Genomic DNA, 16,421 nt, shown 5'->3' on the forward strand with positions numbered 1-16,421 from the left:
GGCTCCTAAACATTGGTTTCCGGTTGCGGAGCCTAGCACGGGTCAGCCGGCGCCGTACGTCAGTGTCGCAGGCGATACCGGCAGAACAGCGAGCCGTCCTGCTCGCAGAGACCGGTGAGGACTGCGGTGCGTGGGGAGTCCGGCAGGATGCGACCGGACAGGATGCGTTCTGTCGCTTGGCCTTCCGGGTAGCTGCCGCCGGCCACCAGGGGAGAGATGCTGACGCACAGTTCGTCGACGAGGTTTTCGGCGACCAGGTCGGCAAGCAGCACCGGACCACCCTCGGTCAGCAGGCGCGTCAGCCCACGCTCGTGCAGGAACGCCACTGTGGCGGCCAGATCGACGGTGGTCCGTCCGAAGACGACGACCTCAGCCACGGCGTCCAGGCGGGAACGCGCGGTGGCCGCAGCCGCTTCCACCGTGACGACGATGGGGCGGCGTTCTGGGTTGCTGAAGAGGGAAGCGGCCGGATCCAGTCGCCCCGACCGTGTCAGTACGACGGCGACCGGCGCGGCCTGCTGCCCGGCGGCGGCGCGCGCGGCGGGGTCCGCGGACCGCGGCGGTCCGTATGACTCGGCGCGGACGGTTCCGGCTCCGACGATGATCGCGTCGGCGCGGTCGCGCAGGATCATGAACAGCTGCTTGTCTGCCGTCGAGGAGATACCAGCGGTCAGTCCGTCGGGCGACCGAGCCACGCCGTCGACCGTCGACACCATGTTGGCGCGCAACCAGGGAGTCGACGGCCACGCATAGGCGGCTGCGAGCTGCGCTGGTCCCAGATCGTCGACCCGGTCGGGCAGGAGCATGCGCACGGCGGCAAGCATCGTCGCCGACGGGCGCCGCCGCTGGCCAGTGTGTCCGGTAACCGGTGAGGCGAGCCAGGCCGGGTGCGTGCCGTTGCGAGCGTCCGCCGCAGGTCCCACCATCGTCGCGTGGCCAGCCCGGGAGCAGCGGCGTTCGACGAGCTGGTCGGATCGCTGAGCTATCCGATGTTCATCGTCACGACGCAGGCCGACGGCGAACTCGCCGGTTGCCTGGTGGGTTTCGCCAGCCAGGTGAGTATCCGGCCACGGCGCTTCCTCGTCGGGCTGTCGGACAAGAACCACACCTTCGCCGTGGCGTCGCGCGCCAGCCACCTCATCGTCCACGTCGTCCGGCGCGACGATCGAGAACTGGCCGAACTGTTCGGCGAGCAAACCGGCGACACGGTCGACAAGTTCGCCCGGTGCAGCTGGCAGCCGGGGCCGCACGACGTACCGGTGCTGGCCGGTCCGCCCGCCTGGTTCAGCGGCCGCATCCTGCTGCGCGAGCGGCTCGGCGACCACGTCGCCTTCCTCCTCGAACCCGAGCAGGGCTCGGCCGGTGAGGATCTCGGCGATCTGCTGACCTTCAGTGACGTGAGTGATCTGCAGGCCGGCCACGACGCCTAGGAACTCCGCGGCCGGTGGGGGACACCTCGCCGACGAAGCACCGTCCCGACGGTGGGCCACTGCGGCACCTAGGGATTCGCCGGACACTTGGGGGAACCGCGCGTACTCCGTGACGGCGATGCCACCGCAAGGGATCGCAACGGCCGCTCGTTGTCAGCCCCTACGGTGGCACCGGCCCATTGCTCGGGAACCGCGACCTCGCGAACTGCGGCCGGCTCCGAACTGCGGTCCGTCGGCGAACTGCGAAGACGGACGAACGCGCGGCCGACGGGGCCTGGTCCTGGATGACGAGGGAGTGCGCCCGGAGGGATTCGAACCCCCAACCGACCGGGTAGAAACCGGGTGCTCTCTCCGTTGAGCTACGGGCGCGTATGCCCATCATGGCCGAAGCGGCGTCGGCCGTTCCGGCTGTGGCTTCCGGCCGTGTCGTTGCGACGCGTCGTCCCCAACCCCGGTGCGCAGCGGCCCGACGTCCACAGCCGACCTCGTGGGCCCGCGGCGGCCGCCGTACGCCGGTCAGAGTGTGGCCATCAGCATCCCGGTGTCGCGGAGGTCCCATGAACGAGGTCGTCATCACCGTCGTCGGCAACGTCGTGAGCGACGTGCGCCTGCACCGCACGAGCAAGGGAGAAGCGGTCACATCCTTCCGCATCGCCAGCAACGCACGTCGCTTCGACCGCAACGCCGATCGATGGGTGGATGCCGAGGCGTCCTACTACTCCGTGTCGTGCTGGCGTGGACTGGCGCACAACGTCTCGGAGTCGGTCAGCAAGGGAATGCCGGTCATCGTCACCGGGCGGCTGCGCCAGCGGACTATCGACCGGGCCGTGGGGGACCACACGGTCCGCCAGACGTTCGACGACATCCAGGCGACTGCGGTCGGCCCCGATCTCGCCCGTGGGGTCACTACCTTCGAGCGGACCAAGCGGCCGGCCGTCGTCCGCACCGAGGAGCGCGCCGTGGCCGACGCCATGGCGGTCATCGGTCGGGCGCCCGACGACGCTGCGGACCCTGCGGACGGCTCGGCCGACGGGTCGGCCGATGTCGACGACCGGCGTACGCGGGATGCCGACGGCCAACTGCGTCAGTCGGCCTGAGTGGCCGCGATGCTCGGCCAGCCGTCGTACCGCTGAGTGGCCGTTAGGCTCCCGTGCATGCCTGAGTTCATCTACACGCTCCGCAAAGCGCGCAAGGCGCACGGCGACAAGGTCGTGCTCGACGACGTGACGTTGTCGTTCCTGCCGGGAGCCAAGATCGGCGTCGTCGGGCCCAACGGCGCCGGCAAGTCGTCGCTGCTGCGGATCATGGCCGGCCTCGACACCGTGTCGAACGGCGACGCCTTGCTGGCCCCGGGTGCCTCGGTCGGCATCCTGACCCAGGAGCCGGACCTCGACCCTGCCAAGGACGTCCTCGGCAACGTCCAGGACGGGGTCGCCGAAGCCAAGGCGATGGTGGATCGGTTCAACGAGATCTCGGCGCTCATGGCGGAGCCGGACGCGGACTTCGACTCGCTGCTGGCCGAGATGGGGACGCTGCAAGAGGCCATCGATCATCGCAACGCGTGGGACCTGGACTCCCAGCTGGAGCAGGCGATGGACGCCCTGCGCTGCCCGCCGCCGGACGCCGACGTGACCGTGCTGTCCGGTGGCGAGCGTCGCCGGGTGGCCTTGTGCCGGTTGCTGTTGCAGCAGCCGGATCTGCTGTTGCTCGACGAACCGACGAACCACCTGGACGCCGAGAGCGTCCAGTGGCTCGAGCAGCACCTGGAGAAGTACCCGGGCACCGTCGTCGCGATCACCCACGACCGCTACTTCCTGGACAATGTTGCGCAGTGGATCCTCGAGATCGACCGAGGCCACACGTATCCCTACGAGGGCAACTACTCGACCTACCTGGAGGCCAAGGCAGCGCGGCTCAAGGTCGAGGGTCAGAAGGACGCCAAACTGCGCAAGCGGCTGACCGAAGAGCTGGAATGGGTGCGGTCGAGCCCGAAGGCGCGGCAGACCAAGAGCCGGTCCCGGCTCGCGCGCTACGAGGAGATGGCCACCGAGGCCGAACGAACCCGCAAGCTCGATTTCGAGGAGATCCAGATCCCGCCCGGCCCACGCCTGGGCAACGTCGTCGTCGAGGCCGACCACCTCACCAAGGCGTTCGGCGACCGCGTCCTCATCGACGACCTGTCCTTCTCGTTGCCCCGCAACGGGATCGTGGGGGTCATCGGTCCCAACGGGGTGGGCAAGACGACGCTGTTCTCGATGATCGTCGCGGCAGCCGAGGGCGGCTCCGACAACAAGGACCGGTTGCCCACCGCCGGTTCGATCCGCATCGGCGACACCGTGACCCTGTCCTACGTCGACCAGGCTCGAGCGGGCCTGGATCCGGCCAAGAACGTCTGGGAGGTCGTGTCCGACGGCCTGGACTGGATCAAGGTCGGCCAGGTCGAGATGCCCAGCCGCGCTTACGTCTCCGCCTTCGGCTTCAAGGGGCCGGATCAGCAGAAGCCGTCGGCTGTGCTGTCCGGCGGCGAACGCAACCGGCTGAACCTCGCGATGACCTTGAAGATGGGCGGCAACCTGCTGCTGCTCGACGAGCCGACCAACGATCTGGACGTGGAGACGTTGGGAAGCCTCGAGAACGCCCTCCTGGAGTTCCCGGGCTGTGCGGTGATCACGTCGCACGACCGCTGGTTCCTCGACCGGACAGCGACACACATCCTCGCGTACGAGGGCGACTCCCAGTGGTTCTGGTTCGAAGGCAACTTCGACGACTATGAACGCAACAAGATCGAACGCCTGGGGGCGGATGCTGCCCGCCCGCACCGGGCGACGTACCGGAAGCTGACCCGCGGCTGAGATGACCGCCGTCCCACTGGTGTCGGTCGCCCGGCCGGACGCCACCTTCCTGCTGGCGCAGCTGGACAAGCTGGCCGGTTGGGATCCGCGAGCCGTGGTCCGGCTGCAACCGCGGGCGAGCGCGCTCGGTGTGTTCTCCGCGCCACCGCTGGGCTGCATCGCCTTCGTCGCGGTTCCGGCCGCCCGGAACGACGCTGCGCCGGACGACGTCATGGTCGGTGTGGACGACCTGCGAGCCGAGCTGCGGGCGGCGGCCGGCCTCAGTCCCGGGTGGCCGCCGGTGCCCGCAGGATCACAGGCCGAGGACACCGTGGCGTTCGAGATACGACCTACCCAGGTCAGTAGCCCGAAGCTGGCGCTGTTGCCGCCGCGCGCCGGCTGGTCTGCGACATCGGCCGGGCCGGCAGCATCGGCACTGGCCGATGTCGCGGAGGCTGTCGACGAGTTTCGCGCCGCCTCGGCGCTGGTCGCCGATGACGCCGCCCGGCAGGACCTGGCCGAACGGATCTGGGGCCGGCCCGGATGGGCCGAGTTGCCTCGACGCATCCTGCATGCCGCCGCGCTGTTGGGTTTCCTGGCCGATCCGGGGGTGACGGTCCACGCCGCGGTCGCTGGCTCGTGGCAGCGGCTCGGGACGCCGGCCGGTCAGGTGTTCGCTCATTCCGCCGGCAGCTCGTTGGGTCTGCTGTCCCTGTCGACCGTGCGCTGACCGGTGTCCGCCCGCCGTCCTGCCGTCGCCGTGGCCTGCGTCGCGGTCCTGGCAGTCGTGGCCCTGCTGCTGCTGGTACGGCTGTCGACGTGGAGCGTGGCCGTCGTGGTGCTCGCCGTACCGGGCGTCCCGTACGTCGTCCTCCTCGTCGCGCTGGCCGCTGCGCTGGCCGTGGTCGCTCGCTGGTGGCCCGGCCTCGTGCTGGCCGGCCTCGCCCTGATCCCGCTGGTCATCTGGACTGTGCCGGCGTACGCCGCCGATCCCCGCGCGGCCGGGGCACGGCCCGTTCTCACCGTCGTCACGGCGAACCTGCACCTCGGCGAGGCGGATCCGGCGGCCATCGTCGCCCTGGCTCGCGAATCGAAAGCCCAGGTGCTGGCGATCCAAGAGCTGACCCCGGCAGCCATGACGGGTCTCCGGGCCGCCGGCCTGGACACGTTGCTGCCCTACCGCGTCGTCAATCCAAGGTTCGGCGCCAGCGGCACCGGACTCTGGTCTACTGTCCCGATCGCCGGTGGCGAGACGTTGCAGCAGTTCACCTTTCCCGCGACAACGGGCATCGTCGAGGTCGCCGGAGTCGGGCCCGTCCGGGTCGCGTCGGTCCATCCGGCGGCCCCGAACGGGGCTGGTCTGGCGACGTGGCAACGTGACCACGATCAGCTCGCGACGGTGGCAGCCGCCTGGACCGGGCCGGTCGTGGTGGCCGGCGACTTCAACGCGACTCGCGACCACACGCCGATGCGCCGGCTCGCGGAGCTGGGCTACGCCGACGCCGGCGACGAGGCAGGCGCGGGCCTGGTCCGCAGTTGGCCGGCCGGCCGGAGCCTGCCGTGGACGCCGCTGATCGGTATCGACCACGTGCTGATCCGGGCTGGCGCGCTGGTGGGGACGGCCGTCACGGCGTACGACGTGCCCCGCACCGACCACCGCGCGCTGGTCGCCGTCATCGGCGGCACCGACGCGCCGAACTAGCCGATGTCGCCGGGGGTCGGACCGCCTGATGCGCGCTGCTGAGGCGGCTCGAGGGTGATCGGAAGCGGGCCGGGCGGTCCGGACTCGGGACCGATCGGCTCGCCCGCCGGCCCGCTGGAGTTGACCATCGCGTGCGCCGCCGTGGTCAGGTAGCCCCAGAGCTCGGCCTCGTCCGCCTCGTCCAGCCCACCGACGCGGTCCAAGGCCGTACGCATGTGCCGCAGCCAATGATCACGTGCGACGTCGTCGATGACGAAAGGTACGTGCCGTAACCGCAGCCGGGGGTGGCCGCGCTGCATCGAGTACGTCGTCGGACCGCCCCAGTACTGCATGAGGAAGAGCGTGAGGCGCTCCGCGGCCGGGCGCAGGTCGGCCTCCGGGTACAGCGGGCGCAGCACCGGATCGTCGGCCACGCCGTCATAGAAGGCGTCGACCAGCCTGCGGAAGAACGCCTCGCCGCCGAATCGCGCGTACGGCGTCCCGGCGGCGTCACGCATCCCGGCCGCGTCACGGGTCCCGGCCTCGTCACGGTTCCCGGCCTCGTCACGGTTCCCGGCGTCGTCACGGTTCCCGGCGTCGTCGCGCGGCCCGGCGGCGTCACGCATCCCGGCCGCGTCGCGCGGCCCGGATGCGTCGGTGGGCGGAGTCACCGGGGCATTGTTGCGTGCTCGCCGACGCCGTCCGGTCCCGCCCGTCGGTCGTCGGGCCCACCGAGGTCGGCCGCAGCGGATCCCGGGGCAACGGATGCGGGTACGGCTCGGCCTGGTTCGGTTCGACGCTGGGCGATCTCGGCCTCCCGAACGATGCCGCGGGCCATGGGAGCGAACACGAACACGTGGAACGGGGCGACCGCCCACCAGTAGACATGGCCGGCCAAGCCGCGGGGGGCGAAGACGGCACGTTGCCGGAGTTCGGCCGGGCCCTCGGCCGGCCCGTCGATCCGGTACTCCAGCCAGGCCCGGCCCGGCAGCCGCATCTCAGCTCGCAGCCGCAGGAGCCGGGGCGGTTGTCGCTCCTCGACGCGCCAGAAGTCCAGTGGCTCACCGACAAGCAGCGTTTCCGGGTCGCGCCGGCCGCGGCGGAGTCCGATGCCACCGACCGCCCGATCCAGCAGACCGCGCGCCGCCCACAGCACCGTCGAGGAATACCAGCCGTGGCCACCGCCGAGGCCCTCGACGACGGTCCAGACCGTCGCCGGACTCGCCTGCGCGGTCGCGCGGCGGTCGTCGGCGTACAGCGTGCCACCGGCCCAATCCGGATCCGACGGCAGCGGCTCACTCGCCGCACCTCTGATCGACGCTGCCGCCCACCAGGTCGGAACGTCGCGGTCGCGGATCCGGCGTAGCGCGTAGCCGACAGCCCGGTCGAAACCGAGCAGCCCGTCCGGCGGATCGGGAATCCACCGGGCGATGTCGTGCTCTTGGCACACCACTTCGTGGCGAAGCGATTCGACCAGGGGCCGGGCGATCCCGGACGGCACCGGCGTCACCAGGCCGACCCACAGACTCGACAGGCCCAGGCTCAGGGCGGGAACTCCGACGATGACGCGTTGCCGCAAACCGGCGACGGCGGCGTACCGCTGCATCATGTCCTCGTACGACAGGACGTCGGGTCCGCCGATGTCGAACGGCCGGTTGACTTCCGGCGGGATGCTGGCGGCGGCCACGAGATACCGCAGAACGTCGCGGATCGCGATCGGTTGCAGCCGGCTGCGGACCCACCGTGGCGTCACCATCACCGGTAGCCGTTCGGAGACATAGCGAAGCATCTCGAACGATGCCGAGCCCGAGCCGATGATGACCGCCGCCCGCAGTTCGACGGTGGGCACGCCTGAGGCCCGCAGAATCCGCCCGACCTCGCCGCGCGACCGCAGATGGGCCGACAGCGTGGACCCGCTGTGGGACTGAGGAGACATGCCGCCGAGATAGACGATGCGCTGGACCCCAGCCGTTTTCGCGGCCGCCGCGAAGCTGCTTGCCAGATCCGCGTCCGTTTGCTCGAAGCCGGCGCCAGTTGTCAGCGAGTGTGCCAAGTAGTAGGCGACGCTGACTCCGTCCATGGCTGCGGCGACGGCGGACGGATCGCCGAGGTCGCCGCCGACGACGTCGACGTCGTGGACCCAGGGCCGGTCGCGGAGTCGGTCGGGGTGGCGAGCAAGGACTCGGACGCGCCGGCCGGCCGCCAGCAGCTCGGGCACCAGCCGCCCGCCGATGTACCCCGTGGCTCCGGTGACCAGGTACAGCCGATCGTCGTCGTCTCGCACCGCGCCATCATCGTTCCCCCATCCCCACCGCGCACGCCCCGCCGGCCGCACCGCCCACGCCCCCGCCGGCCGCACCGCCTACGCCCCGGCGGCGCTCTGTCGTACCGGTGTTGCGCGCGTTGTTGTCGCTATCTGCCCCGCGTCGGGCCTCCTGAGCAACCAGAAGGCGCGCAACGCCGGTACGAACGCGGCCCGCCCAGCCGGTACGCCGCCACCGTCGGTCGCCCACGCCGTCGGTACGCCGCCACCGTCGGTCGCCCAGCCGTCGGTCGGTACGACGCCGCCGATGGTCAGGTCAGGCGCGGGGAGCGCCAGGGTGAGGCGGGGCGGCCGGCGGCAACGGGGGCGGCGGGACGCTGGGCACGACGACGCCAGCACGGTCGAAGGCCAGTTTCAGTCGTTCCCGGATCACCCGCGTCAGCGGGATGGTCTGTTCCGGCGCGGCCTTCGCCGTCACTCGGATGTACAGCGCGTCGCCGGTGATCTGCTCGACCCCGGCGTACGACGGCCGCCCGAACAGCATCTCGTCGTACCGCGCATCCTCGTCCATGTCCTCGGCGACCATTTCGACGATCTCCCGTACCCGTTCCAGATCCTCGTCGTAGCCGACCGGGACGTCGACGATCGCCAACGTCCAGCCCTGCGACCGGTTGGCCACCCGCAGCACCTCGCCGTTGCGGACGTACCAGACGACGCCGGTGGTGTCCCGCAACCGGGTGACCCGCAGCGTCACCTCCTCGACCGTGCCGATGACCGGCCCGAGGTCGACCATGTCCCCGACCCCGAACTGGTCCTCGATGATGAGGAAGATGCCCGACAGGTAGTCCTTGACGAGGGTCTGCGCACCGAAACCCAGGGCGACACCGATGACACCGGCGCTGGCCAGCAGGGGCGCGATGTCGATGCCGAGTTTCGGCAGGATCGTGAGGACGGCAAGGCCCCACACGGCGATGCTGACGATGCTCTTGAGCAGTTGGCCGATGGCCTCGGCCCGTTGTTCCCGTCGCTCTCCCAACAGGATTCCGGACAACTCCGCAGTACGCGCCGCGCGGCGCACCTGCCCGAGCCGCTCCTGCCGGGCCGATGTCGCCATCCGCCGGACCACCCGGTTGATGATGCGGCGCAGCACCCAGCGGACGATGACCGCGACGAGCAGGATGATCAGGATCTGCAGCGGGACGCCGGTCAGCCACTGCCACACGGCGTTGTCGGTCCAGCCGGTGGCGGCGACGGTCGCGGCGGCCTGCGCCACCTCAGGCACCGGGCTCAAGGCCGGTCCACCGGGCGGCGAACGCGAGCATGTCGGCGGACTCGTCGACACTGCGGGACAACGACCGGGCGCCGTGTCCGACCTCGGCCTCCGCGCGGATCACGACCGGGCGCGACCCGGACGTGGCGGCCTGCAACGCCGCGCACATCTTGCGGCCGTGCATCGGATCGGTCCGCGTGTCGTTGTCGAACACCATGAACATGGTGGCCGGGTAGTCGACGCCGGGCCGAACCTGGTGGTACGGCGAATACGCCAGCAGCCAGTCCAGTTCGGCGGGGACGTCGGGGTCGCCGTACTCGACGGTCCAGGTCTGTCCCAGTGCGGACGTGGTGTAGCGGACCATGTCCAGCAGCGGCGCAACACAGATGACGGCCTGGTAGAGGTCGGGTCGCTGCGTCAGCGCCGCGCCGACCAGCAGTCCGCCGTTGGAACCACCGTTGACCGCAAGCTGTTCGCGCGTCGTCCAGCCTTCGGCGATCAGGAACTCGGCCGCCGCGTGGAAGTCGTCGAAGACGTTCTGCTTGCGGTCGAGCATGCCGTCGCGATGCCAGGCCTCGCCTTCCTCGCCGCCGCCGCGCAGGTTGGCCACGGCGTACACCCCGCCGGCCTCGACCCAGGCGAGGATCGTCGCGGAGTAGCCCGGTCCCATCGGGACGCCGAAACCGCCGTAGCCGTAGAGAATCGTCGGGCGTGGCCGGTCAGGTTCCCCGGTACCGGACAGCACGAACATGCGCACCGGCGTGCCGTCGGCGGAGTGGTAGGTGACCAGGCGGGTGTGCACGGTCGGTACGTCGACCGTCCCGGGCGGACTGGCCCACAGCGACACCTCGTCGGAGCGCCCGTCGTAGCGGTACACGTGCGGCACCGTGGTGTGGTCGGTGTAGACGAACCAGCATTCCGGGCCGCCTTCGGGCCGCTCGACCGGACCGGCCACCGTGCCGAGTCCGGGCAACGCGATGTCTCCCAGCCGTTCCCCGGTATGCAGGTCGTGCACCGTCAGTTCGGTGACGGTGTGCCGGGTCCACGACGCGATGAGCCGCGGTGCGGCCAGTTCGTCGCCGTCCAGCACGGTGAACCCGTCGAGGACGGCCTCGTCGTCCTCCGGCAGCAGGACGGTCCAGCCCGCGACGGACGGATCGTCGCTGTCGGCCACGTACAGCGCGCCACGCGGCGCATCGCGGTCGCTGAACACGTAGAACCGGCCGTCCCTGCCGACATGCAGACCGGTCTGTGCGTCGACGCCTTCCTGCACCACGGTGAACGCCGGTGCCTGCGGCGCGGACGCGGCGAGGTCGGCGACGTACAGGTCGTTTCGCGGTGCCGTCCCCTCGGACACCGACACGACCAGCCATCGACCGTCGCGGCTCACCGAAACGCCGTAGTAGTTCGTCACCGTCAGGCCGTCACCGAAGATCTCCGCGTCGGATTCCGCTGGTGTGCCGACCCGGTGCAGCCAGACCCGTCGGTGGAACTGTTTCTCGCCGTCCGGCAGCAGCTCCGGAGGCAGCCGGCGTACGTAGTAGAACGCCTCACCACCGGGCAGCCATGCGACCGGCGAGTAGCGGGCGCGGTCGATCGGCCCGTCCACGACAGCGCCGGTGCGCACGTCCATCACCCACAGCACCGACTCCTCGGTACCGCCCTGCGACAGCTGGTAGGCCAGCAGATCGCCCTCCTTCGACGGCTGCCACGAATCGAGCGTGGTCAAGCCGGTCGGGTCCAAGGACATCGGGTCCAGCAGGACCCGCTCGGTGCCGTCGGGGTCGACGGTCAGCAGGACCGCGAACTGCTGGTCGGGCGCGCGGCGGGTCAGGAACCGTCGGTCGCCCCGCCAGTACGGCGGTGACTCGTGGCCGGCGCCCAGCAACTGCTGGACGCGGCCGGCGAACCGGTCCCGCGACGTCCACGCCGCCTGCTCGGCGGACAGTAGGGCCGCCTGCTGCTGCGCCCAGGTCGCTCGCCACTGCGTCCACTCGGGGTCGACAGCACTCGGGCCGGCGGTGTCGGCCGGCGACTCCAGCCAGCGGTACGGGTCGGGTACGGCGCGACCGTGGCGGTCGTCGACCAGATCCAGACGCGGCGCGGCGGGGTAGTCGGGACGTGTCATGCGTCCGAGCCTAGGGGGAGGAGGCCGGTGGCCCGGTGGCTTGCCGAGGCGCGCCGCTGGCGTCCTGCGACGCCGGCCACCCCGGCTCTAGGCTCGCGTCGTGACCGAGGACAACGGCAGCGTCGACCCCCGCGGAGGCAAGCCCGCGCCCACCCCGTTCGGGTCGCCGCCGCCGCTGGACTGGAAGCGCTGGATCAAGCCCACGCTGTGGGGGCTGCTGGCGCTGTTCACGCTGCTGTTCATCCTGACCAACCGCGAGACCGCCGAGGTCCACTTCGTCTTCTTCACCGCGGCCATGCCGACGGTGTGGTTGCTGGTGTTCACGCTCGCGCTCGGCGCCCTGCTCAGCGAGGGCGCTCGATTCTGGTTGCGGCGGCGCAAGTCCCGCCGTGACGGAGCCGAGGGCGCGGAGCGCTAGCGTGGCACAGCTGCACGACCTCACCGCGCTGGAGCAGGCTGCGGCGATCCGTCGCGGAGAACTGACCAGCGTCGAGCTGACCGAGCACTACCTGTCGCGCACGGAGCGGCTCGACTTGGTCGTCGGTGCCTTCATCACCACGACCGCGGAACTGGCTGTGGCGCAGGCCCGCCGGGCCGACGCCGCGGTGCGGGCCGGGGCCGACATCGGACCGCTGCACGGGACCGTCGTGCCGGTCAAGGACCTGCACGAGGTGGCCGGCGTGCCGACCAGTTACGGCTCCCGGGTGCTCGGCTCGGTGGCGCAGGCCGACGAGGAGTCGGTGGCCCGGATGCGCGCGGCCGGCCTGGTGTTCACCGGGAAGACCAACACGCCCGAGCTGGGACTGCCCAGCTACACCTGCAACGAGCTGGTCGGTCCGGCCCGCTGCCCCTGGGAGCTGGACCGCTCGGCCGGTGGCTCCAGTGGCGGGGCGGCGGCCGCCGTCGCGGCGGGACTGGCGTCGGCTGCGCACGGGTCCGACGGCGGTGGCTCGCTGCGCATCCCGGCAAGCGCCTGTGGCCTGGTCGGTTTCAAGCCGTCCCGTGGCTTGGTGTCCAACGCCCCGCGGGTGGACCGGCCCGGCGAGCTGGTGGTGCAGGGCCCGGTCGCGCGAACCGTGGCGGACGCCGCAGCGCTGCTGGACGTGCTGGCCGGCACCGGCGTACAGCATCAGCAGGCCGCTGCCCGGCAGCCGCCACCGCTGCGGATCGGGCTGCTGCTCCAGCCGGTGCTGGCCGACGTGGTGGTCGACGAGGAATGCCGGTCGGCCGCCCAGGACGCTGCGGCGATGCTGGCGACGCTGGGTCACCGGGTCGGCGAGGTCGACCGTCCGTTCGGCCCCGAGGTGCTGCCGCAGTTCCAGACGATCTGGTCCGCGCTGGCCGCGTCGATCGACGTACCGGCACAGCTCGAGCCGCAACTGGCCCCGCTCACCCGGTGGCTGCGCGCGGAGGGTCGCGGCGTATCGGTTGCGGCGCTTCGAGCCGCCGTCGAGGCTGTGCGGATGCTGGCTGCGGCGACGACGGAACGCTGGGCCGAGCTGGATGCCGTGGTGACCCCCACCGTCGCCGAGCCGCCGCCCCTGCTCCGCGACCTGCCGTACGACGCGGACCCCGCGGCCGACTTCGCCGCCCAGACCCGGTTCACCCCCTGGACGTCGCTGGCCAACATGACAGGGGCACCCGCGGTGTCCTTGCCGTTGTCCCGCAGCAGGTCCGGGCTTCCGATCGGAGTTCAGTTGATCGGCAGACAGGGCGCGGACGCCGCGCTGATCGCCGTCGCTGCCCAGGTGGCCGCAGCCGTCGGTCCGGACGGCCGCCGGCCGGGTATGTGGTGAGCGCCGATCCGTCCGGCGTACGGCCGTTGTCCGCCGGTCTCGCCGAGCTCGCCGAGGCGTACGGCGTCGCCACGTCGTACCGGGGCCAGGACGGCCGGCACGTGGTGGTCGGTGCCGACACCGTCGAAGCCGTGCTGCAGGTGTTCGGGGTCGACTGCTCGGACGGCGGCATCGCCGCTGCGCTGGCCGAGGTTCGCCTGCGTCCGTGGCGACGGACGCTTCCGGCCGTTCAGGTGGCCGTCGCCGGCGAGGGCGGCCACGTCCGAGTGCACGTCCGGCACGGCACAGCGGTCCAGGTGTACGTCGAGCCCGAAGGCGACGGCCCACCGGTCCGGCTCGGTCAGGTCGATCGCTGGGTCGAGCCGGTCGAGGTCGACGGGCACCTGGTCGGTGAAGCCACGTTCGCGATCTCGCGGGAACTTCCGCCCGGCTGGCACACCCTGGTCGCGACGACGGACGACCAGCGGGCGACGTGCCCGCTGGTGCTGACTCCCCGCCGGCTGCGGGAACCGGTCGGTCCGCGGCAGTGGGGCATCATGGCGCAGCTTTACCAGGCACGGTCGCGCCGCTCCTGGGGGGTCGGCGACCTGGCGGATCTGGCCGACCTCGCCGCATGGAGTGCGCACCACTGGGGCGCGGACTTCGTGCTGGTCAATCCGCTGCACGCGGCCAGCCCTGTCCCCCCGATGGAGCCCTCGCCGTACCTGCCCGTCACGCGCCGCTTCGCCAATCCGCTGTACCTTCGCGTCGAGGACATCGAGGAGTTCGGATACCTGTCTCCTGCTGCGCGGCAACGGGTCTCGCAGCTGGCCCGAGCCGTGCAGGCCGACACCGTGGCGGCCGACCTGATCGACCGGGACCGGTCGTGGGCGGCCAAGGCGCAGGCACTCGAGCTGGTTCGGGCCGTCCCGCGGACGCCGGGGCGGCAGGCCGTGTTCGAGGCGTACCTGGATCGCGAGGCCGACGGGCTGGTGGACTTCGCGACCTGGTGCGCACTGGTCGAGACGTACGGCGCGGACGCCGCCGACTGGCCCCCGGGGCTCAGCAGCCCGCACGACTGGGCGGTGGCCGCCGAGCGGACCCGGCTGGCCGACCGCATCGCGTTCCACTGCTGGATCCAATGGGTGCTGGACGAGCAACTCGCCACTGCCCAACGCGCCGCGATCACGGCCGGGATGCGGACCGGTGTGGTCCACGACCTGGCGGTCGGCGTGCACCCCGGTGGCGCGGACGCGTGGGCGTTGGGCGAGCTGCTCGCCCAGGGCATGTCGGTCGGCGCGCCGCCGGACATGTACAACCAGTTGGGGCAGAACTGGTCCCAGCCGCCGTGGCGGCCGGACGCGTTGGCCGAGGCCGGGTACGCGCCGTACCGGGACATGCTGCGCACGATCCTGCGCCATGCCGGCGGGATCCGCGTCGACCACGTCCTCGGGCTGTTCCGGTTGTGGTGGGTGCCGGCGGGGCAGCCGGCTTCGGCGGGTACGTACGTGCGGTACGACCACGACGCGCTGGTCGGGATCCTCGTCCTGGAAGCAGCACGCGCCGGTGCGTTCGTCGTCGGCGAGGACCTGGGCACCCTCGAGCCGTGGGTGCAGGACTACCTGGGCGATCGCGGGGTGCTCGGGACGTCGATCCTGTGGTTCGAGGCCGACGGCGAGGTGGTTCGGCCGCCGGCGACCTGGCGGCAGCGCTGCCTGGCCAGCATCACGGTGCACGATTTGCCGCCGACTGCGGGTTTCCTTGCCGGAGAACACGTCCGCATCCGGTCGGACCTCGGTCTGCTGACCCGGCCGGAGGCCGCCGAGCAGGCCGCGCACGCCGCGGACCTCGGGCGCTGGACCGAGCTGCTGGTCCGGCACGGCTGGCTGGCAGCCGACCGCGTCCACGACACCGACGAGGTCGTGCTCGCGCTGCATCGGGGACTGGCCAGCAGCCCGAGCCTGCTCTTGGGCGTCGCCCTGCCTGACCTCGTCGGCGATCGACGTGCGCAGAACCAGCCCGGGACGTACCGCGAGTATCCGAACTGGCAACTTCCTCTGCATGACGGCGCCGGTCGGCCGGTCCTGCTGGACGATCTGCCGGACGTCGACCTGGTGCGACGCGTGGCCGGGGTATTGCGTGGTGAGCGGGGGCGGCCGTGACGGGCCGCTCGGCGCCGCAGCGGTGGGCCGGGCCGGATACGCTCCTGCCGTGCTGAATCGCGATCTTCCTCGGGCGTTGCCCCGGCGTCTGCTGACTGTCGCCGCCACCGCCGCCGTGATGCTGGCGACCACGGCCGTGCCCGCGGGTGCGGCCAAGGACTACGACGGGCAGGACCTCGGCGCCCACATGTCCTTCGCGACCGCGGTGGCGATCTACGTCCTGATCCCGCTGGCGGTGATCGTCGTGGTCGCGCTGCTGGTCCTCGCACCGGGCTGGACGCGCAGCGCCAAGCCGGGCGCGGACGACGACGGCACGCTGATCGTCGGCGGCGCGACCGATGCCCGAGCGATCAGCCCGGACCGTGCCCGCGAGCTGGCGTCGGGCGTGGACGGCTCGGCGAGCGAGGGTGGCGTCAGTGGCCGCTGGTGAGGTCTTCACCGCCGACCAGCACGCCGAGCTGGTTCGCGCACTCGACAACGCCACCGCCCTGGCCGGCGTGCGGTTCGCCCTCTACGTCGGTCCGCTGCCGGCCGGCCGGGCGACCGCAATCGCCCGGCACGCAGCGCTACCGGATGCGCCGGACGCGGTGCTCGTCGCCGTCGACACGGCCGGCCGCATAGTGGAGATCGTCGTGGGGACCCACGCTGTACGGGCACTGGACGACCAGGCCTGCGGGCTCGCCGTCTTGTCGATGACCTCGTCCTTCAGCGCCGGCGATGTCGTCGGCGGCCTGCGGACCGGCATCGCCCAACTCGCCGACCACGCTCGCCGGCCCACCGTCTGGCATCTCGACCAGCCCTGATCAGCGCGCAGGACTAGGGGGTGCGCAGTTGACCAGTTTGCGCGAGGCGCTCGACGAGTGGACGCAACTGTGGCCGGC

Annotated in this window: 15 protein-coding genes and 1 tRNA gene; 10 read left to right on the forward strand and 6 right to left on the reverse strand. The window is 71.5% G+C overall.

The features are described 5' to 3' along the window. Positions 1-59: 59 nt before the first annotated feature. On the reverse strand, positions 60-926 hold the full coding sequence (locus tag EPO13_08605; protein ID TAK68842.1) for a pyrimidine reductase family protein: 867 nt from the start codon (positions 924-926) through the stop codon (positions 60-62). A 63-nt stretch (positions 927-989) separates the two neighbouring features. On the opposite strand from EPO13_08605, the gene EPO13_08610 reads away from it, so the two are divergent. Continuing rightward, complete coding sequence (locus tag EPO13_08610; protein ID TAK69034.1) at positions 990-1,430, forward strand: flavin reductase; 441 nt, start codon at positions 990-992, stop codon at positions 1,428-1,430. Positions 1,431-1,726: 296 nt separating this feature from the next. Here the strand turns inward: EPO13_08610 and EPO13_08615 are convergent. Further along, positions 1,727-1,799: transfer RNA gene (locus EPO13_08615), tRNA-Arg, on the reverse strand. A 2-nt stretch (positions 1,800-1,801) separates the two neighbouring features. On the opposite strand from EPO13_08615, the gene ssb reads away from it, so the two are divergent. Genes ssb through EPO13_08635 form a run of 4 tightly spaced genes read left to right on the forward strand, consistent with a single transcriptional unit; the run spans position 1,802 to position 5,963 of the window. Beyond that, positions 1,802-2,527: a single-stranded DNA-binding protein gene (gene ssb / locus EPO13_08620; GenBank protein TAK68843.1), complete on the forward strand. Its 726-nt coding sequence runs from the start codon at positions 1,802-1,804 to the stop codon at positions 2,525-2,527. 57 nt (positions 2,528-2,584) lie between these two features. Next, positions 2,585-4,282: an energy-dependent translational throttle protein EttA gene (gene ettA / locus EPO13_08625; GenBank protein ID TAK68844.1), complete on the forward strand. Its 1,698-nt coding sequence runs from the start codon at positions 2,585-2,587 to the stop codon at positions 4,280-4,282. Position 4,283: 1 nt separating this feature from the next. After that, positions 4,284-4,991, forward strand: a complete 708-nt coding sequence (locus EPO13_08630) for a hypothetical protein (protein TAK68845.1) — start codon at positions 4,284-4,286, stop codon at positions 4,989-4,991. A 3-nt stretch (positions 4,992-4,994) separates the two neighbouring features. Next, a complete protein-coding gene (locus tag EPO13_08635; GenBank protein TAK68846.1) occupies positions 4,995-5,963 on the forward strand; it encodes an endonuclease/exonuclease/phosphatase family protein in 969 nt (322 codons plus the stop codon). On the opposite strand, the gene EPO13_08640 is transcribed toward EPO13_08635, so the two are convergent. The 4 genes from EPO13_08640 to EPO13_08655 form a co-directional block, all read right to left on the reverse strand. Continuing rightward, positions 5,960-6,460, reverse strand: coding sequence for a globin (locus EPO13_08640; GenBank protein ID TAK69035.1), 501 nt, complete (start codon positions 6,458-6,460; stop codon positions 5,960-5,962). The two genes, EPO13_08635 and EPO13_08640, sit on opposite strands and share 4 nt — an antisense overlap. Positions 6,461-6,609: 149 nt before the next feature. Beyond that, positions 6,610-8,226, reverse strand: coding sequence for an SDR family oxidoreductase (locus tag EPO13_08645; protein TAK68847.1), 1,617 nt, complete (start codon positions 8,224-8,226; stop codon positions 6,610-6,612). A 295-nt stretch (positions 8,227-8,521) separates the two neighbouring features. Continuing rightward, positions 8,522-9,427, reverse strand: coding sequence for a mechanosensitive ion channel family protein (locus tag EPO13_08650; protein TAK69036.1), 906 nt, complete (start codon positions 9,425-9,427; stop codon positions 8,522-8,524). Between the two features lie 52 nt (positions 9,428-9,479). Continuing rightward, positions 9,480-11,603 carry a S9 family peptidase gene (locus EPO13_08655; GenBank protein TAK68848.1) on the reverse strand — a complete coding sequence of 708 codons (2,124 nt, stop codon included), beginning with the start codon at positions 11,601-11,603 and terminating at the stop codon, positions 9,480-9,482. 100 nt (positions 11,604-11,703) lie between these two features. Here EPO13_08655 and EPO13_08660 point away from each other — a divergent pair, with 100 nt between their 5' ends. The 5 genes from EPO13_08660 to EPO13_08680 are packed head-to-tail and all read left to right on the forward strand — an operon-like array spanning position 11,704 to position 16,343. Continuing rightward, positions 11,704-12,021, forward strand: a complete 318-nt coding sequence (locus EPO13_08660) for a LapA family protein (GenBank protein TAK68849.1) — start codon at positions 11,704-11,706, stop codon at positions 12,019-12,021. 1 nt (position 12,022) lies between these two features. After that, positions 12,023-13,399, forward strand: coding sequence for an amidase (locus EPO13_08665; GenBank protein ID TAK68850.1), 1,377 nt, complete (start codon positions 12,023-12,025; stop codon positions 13,397-13,399). A 26-nt stretch (positions 13,400-13,425) separates the two neighbouring features. Then, positions 13,426-15,540 (forward strand): 4-alpha-glucanotransferase, encoded by a 2,115-nt coding sequence (gene malQ, locus EPO13_08670; GenBank protein TAK69037.1) that lies wholly within the window; start codon positions 13,426-13,428, stop codon positions 15,538-15,540. 49 nt (positions 15,541-15,589) lie between these two features. Continuing rightward, complete coding sequence (locus EPO13_08675) at positions 15,590-15,970, forward strand: hypothetical protein (protein ID TAK68851.1); 381 nt, start codon at positions 15,590-15,592, stop codon at positions 15,968-15,970. Then, complete coding sequence (locus tag EPO13_08680) at positions 15,957-16,343, forward strand: DUF5130 family protein (GenBank protein ID TAK68852.1); 387 nt, start codon at positions 15,957-15,959, stop codon at positions 16,341-16,343. Before EPO13_08675 ends, EPO13_08680 begins: the two co-directional genes overlap by 14 nt. Positions 16,344-16,421 lie beyond the last annotated feature (78 nt).

The sequence above is a fragment of the Actinomycetota bacterium genome (assembly GCA_004297305.1).
Taxonomy (GTDB): Bacteria; Actinomycetota; Actinomycetes; order S36-B12; family FW305-bin1; genus FW305-bin1.

Bases quoted from the DNA above. Each gene is read 5' to 3' on its own strand.
- EPO13_08605 (TAK68842.1), bottom strand. From the start codon at position 926: ATGGTGGGACCTGCGGCGGACGCTCGCAACGGCACGCACCCGGCCTGG.
- EPO13_08610 (TAK69034.1), top strand. From the start codon at position 990: ATGTTCATCGTCACGACGCAGGCCGACGGCGAACTCGCCGGTTGCCTG.
- ssb (TAK68843.1), top strand. From the start codon at position 1,802: ATGCCCATCATGGCCGAAGCGGCGTCGGCCGTTCCGGCTGTGGCTTCC.
- ettA (TAK68844.1), top strand. From the start codon at position 2,585: ATGCCTGAGTTCATCTACACGCTCCGCAAAGCGCGCAAGGCGCACGGC.
- EPO13_08630 (TAK68845.1), top strand. From the start codon at position 4,284: ATGACCGCCGTCCCACTGGTGTCGGTCGCCCGGCCGGACGCCACCTTC.
- EPO13_08640 (TAK69035.1), bottom strand. From the start codon at position 6,460: ATGCGTGACGCCGCCGGGACGCCGTACGCGCGATTCGGCGGCGAGGCG.
- EPO13_08655 (TAK68848.1), bottom strand. From the start codon at position 11,603: ATGACACGTCCCGACTACCCCGCCGCGCCGCGTCTGGATCTGGTCGAC.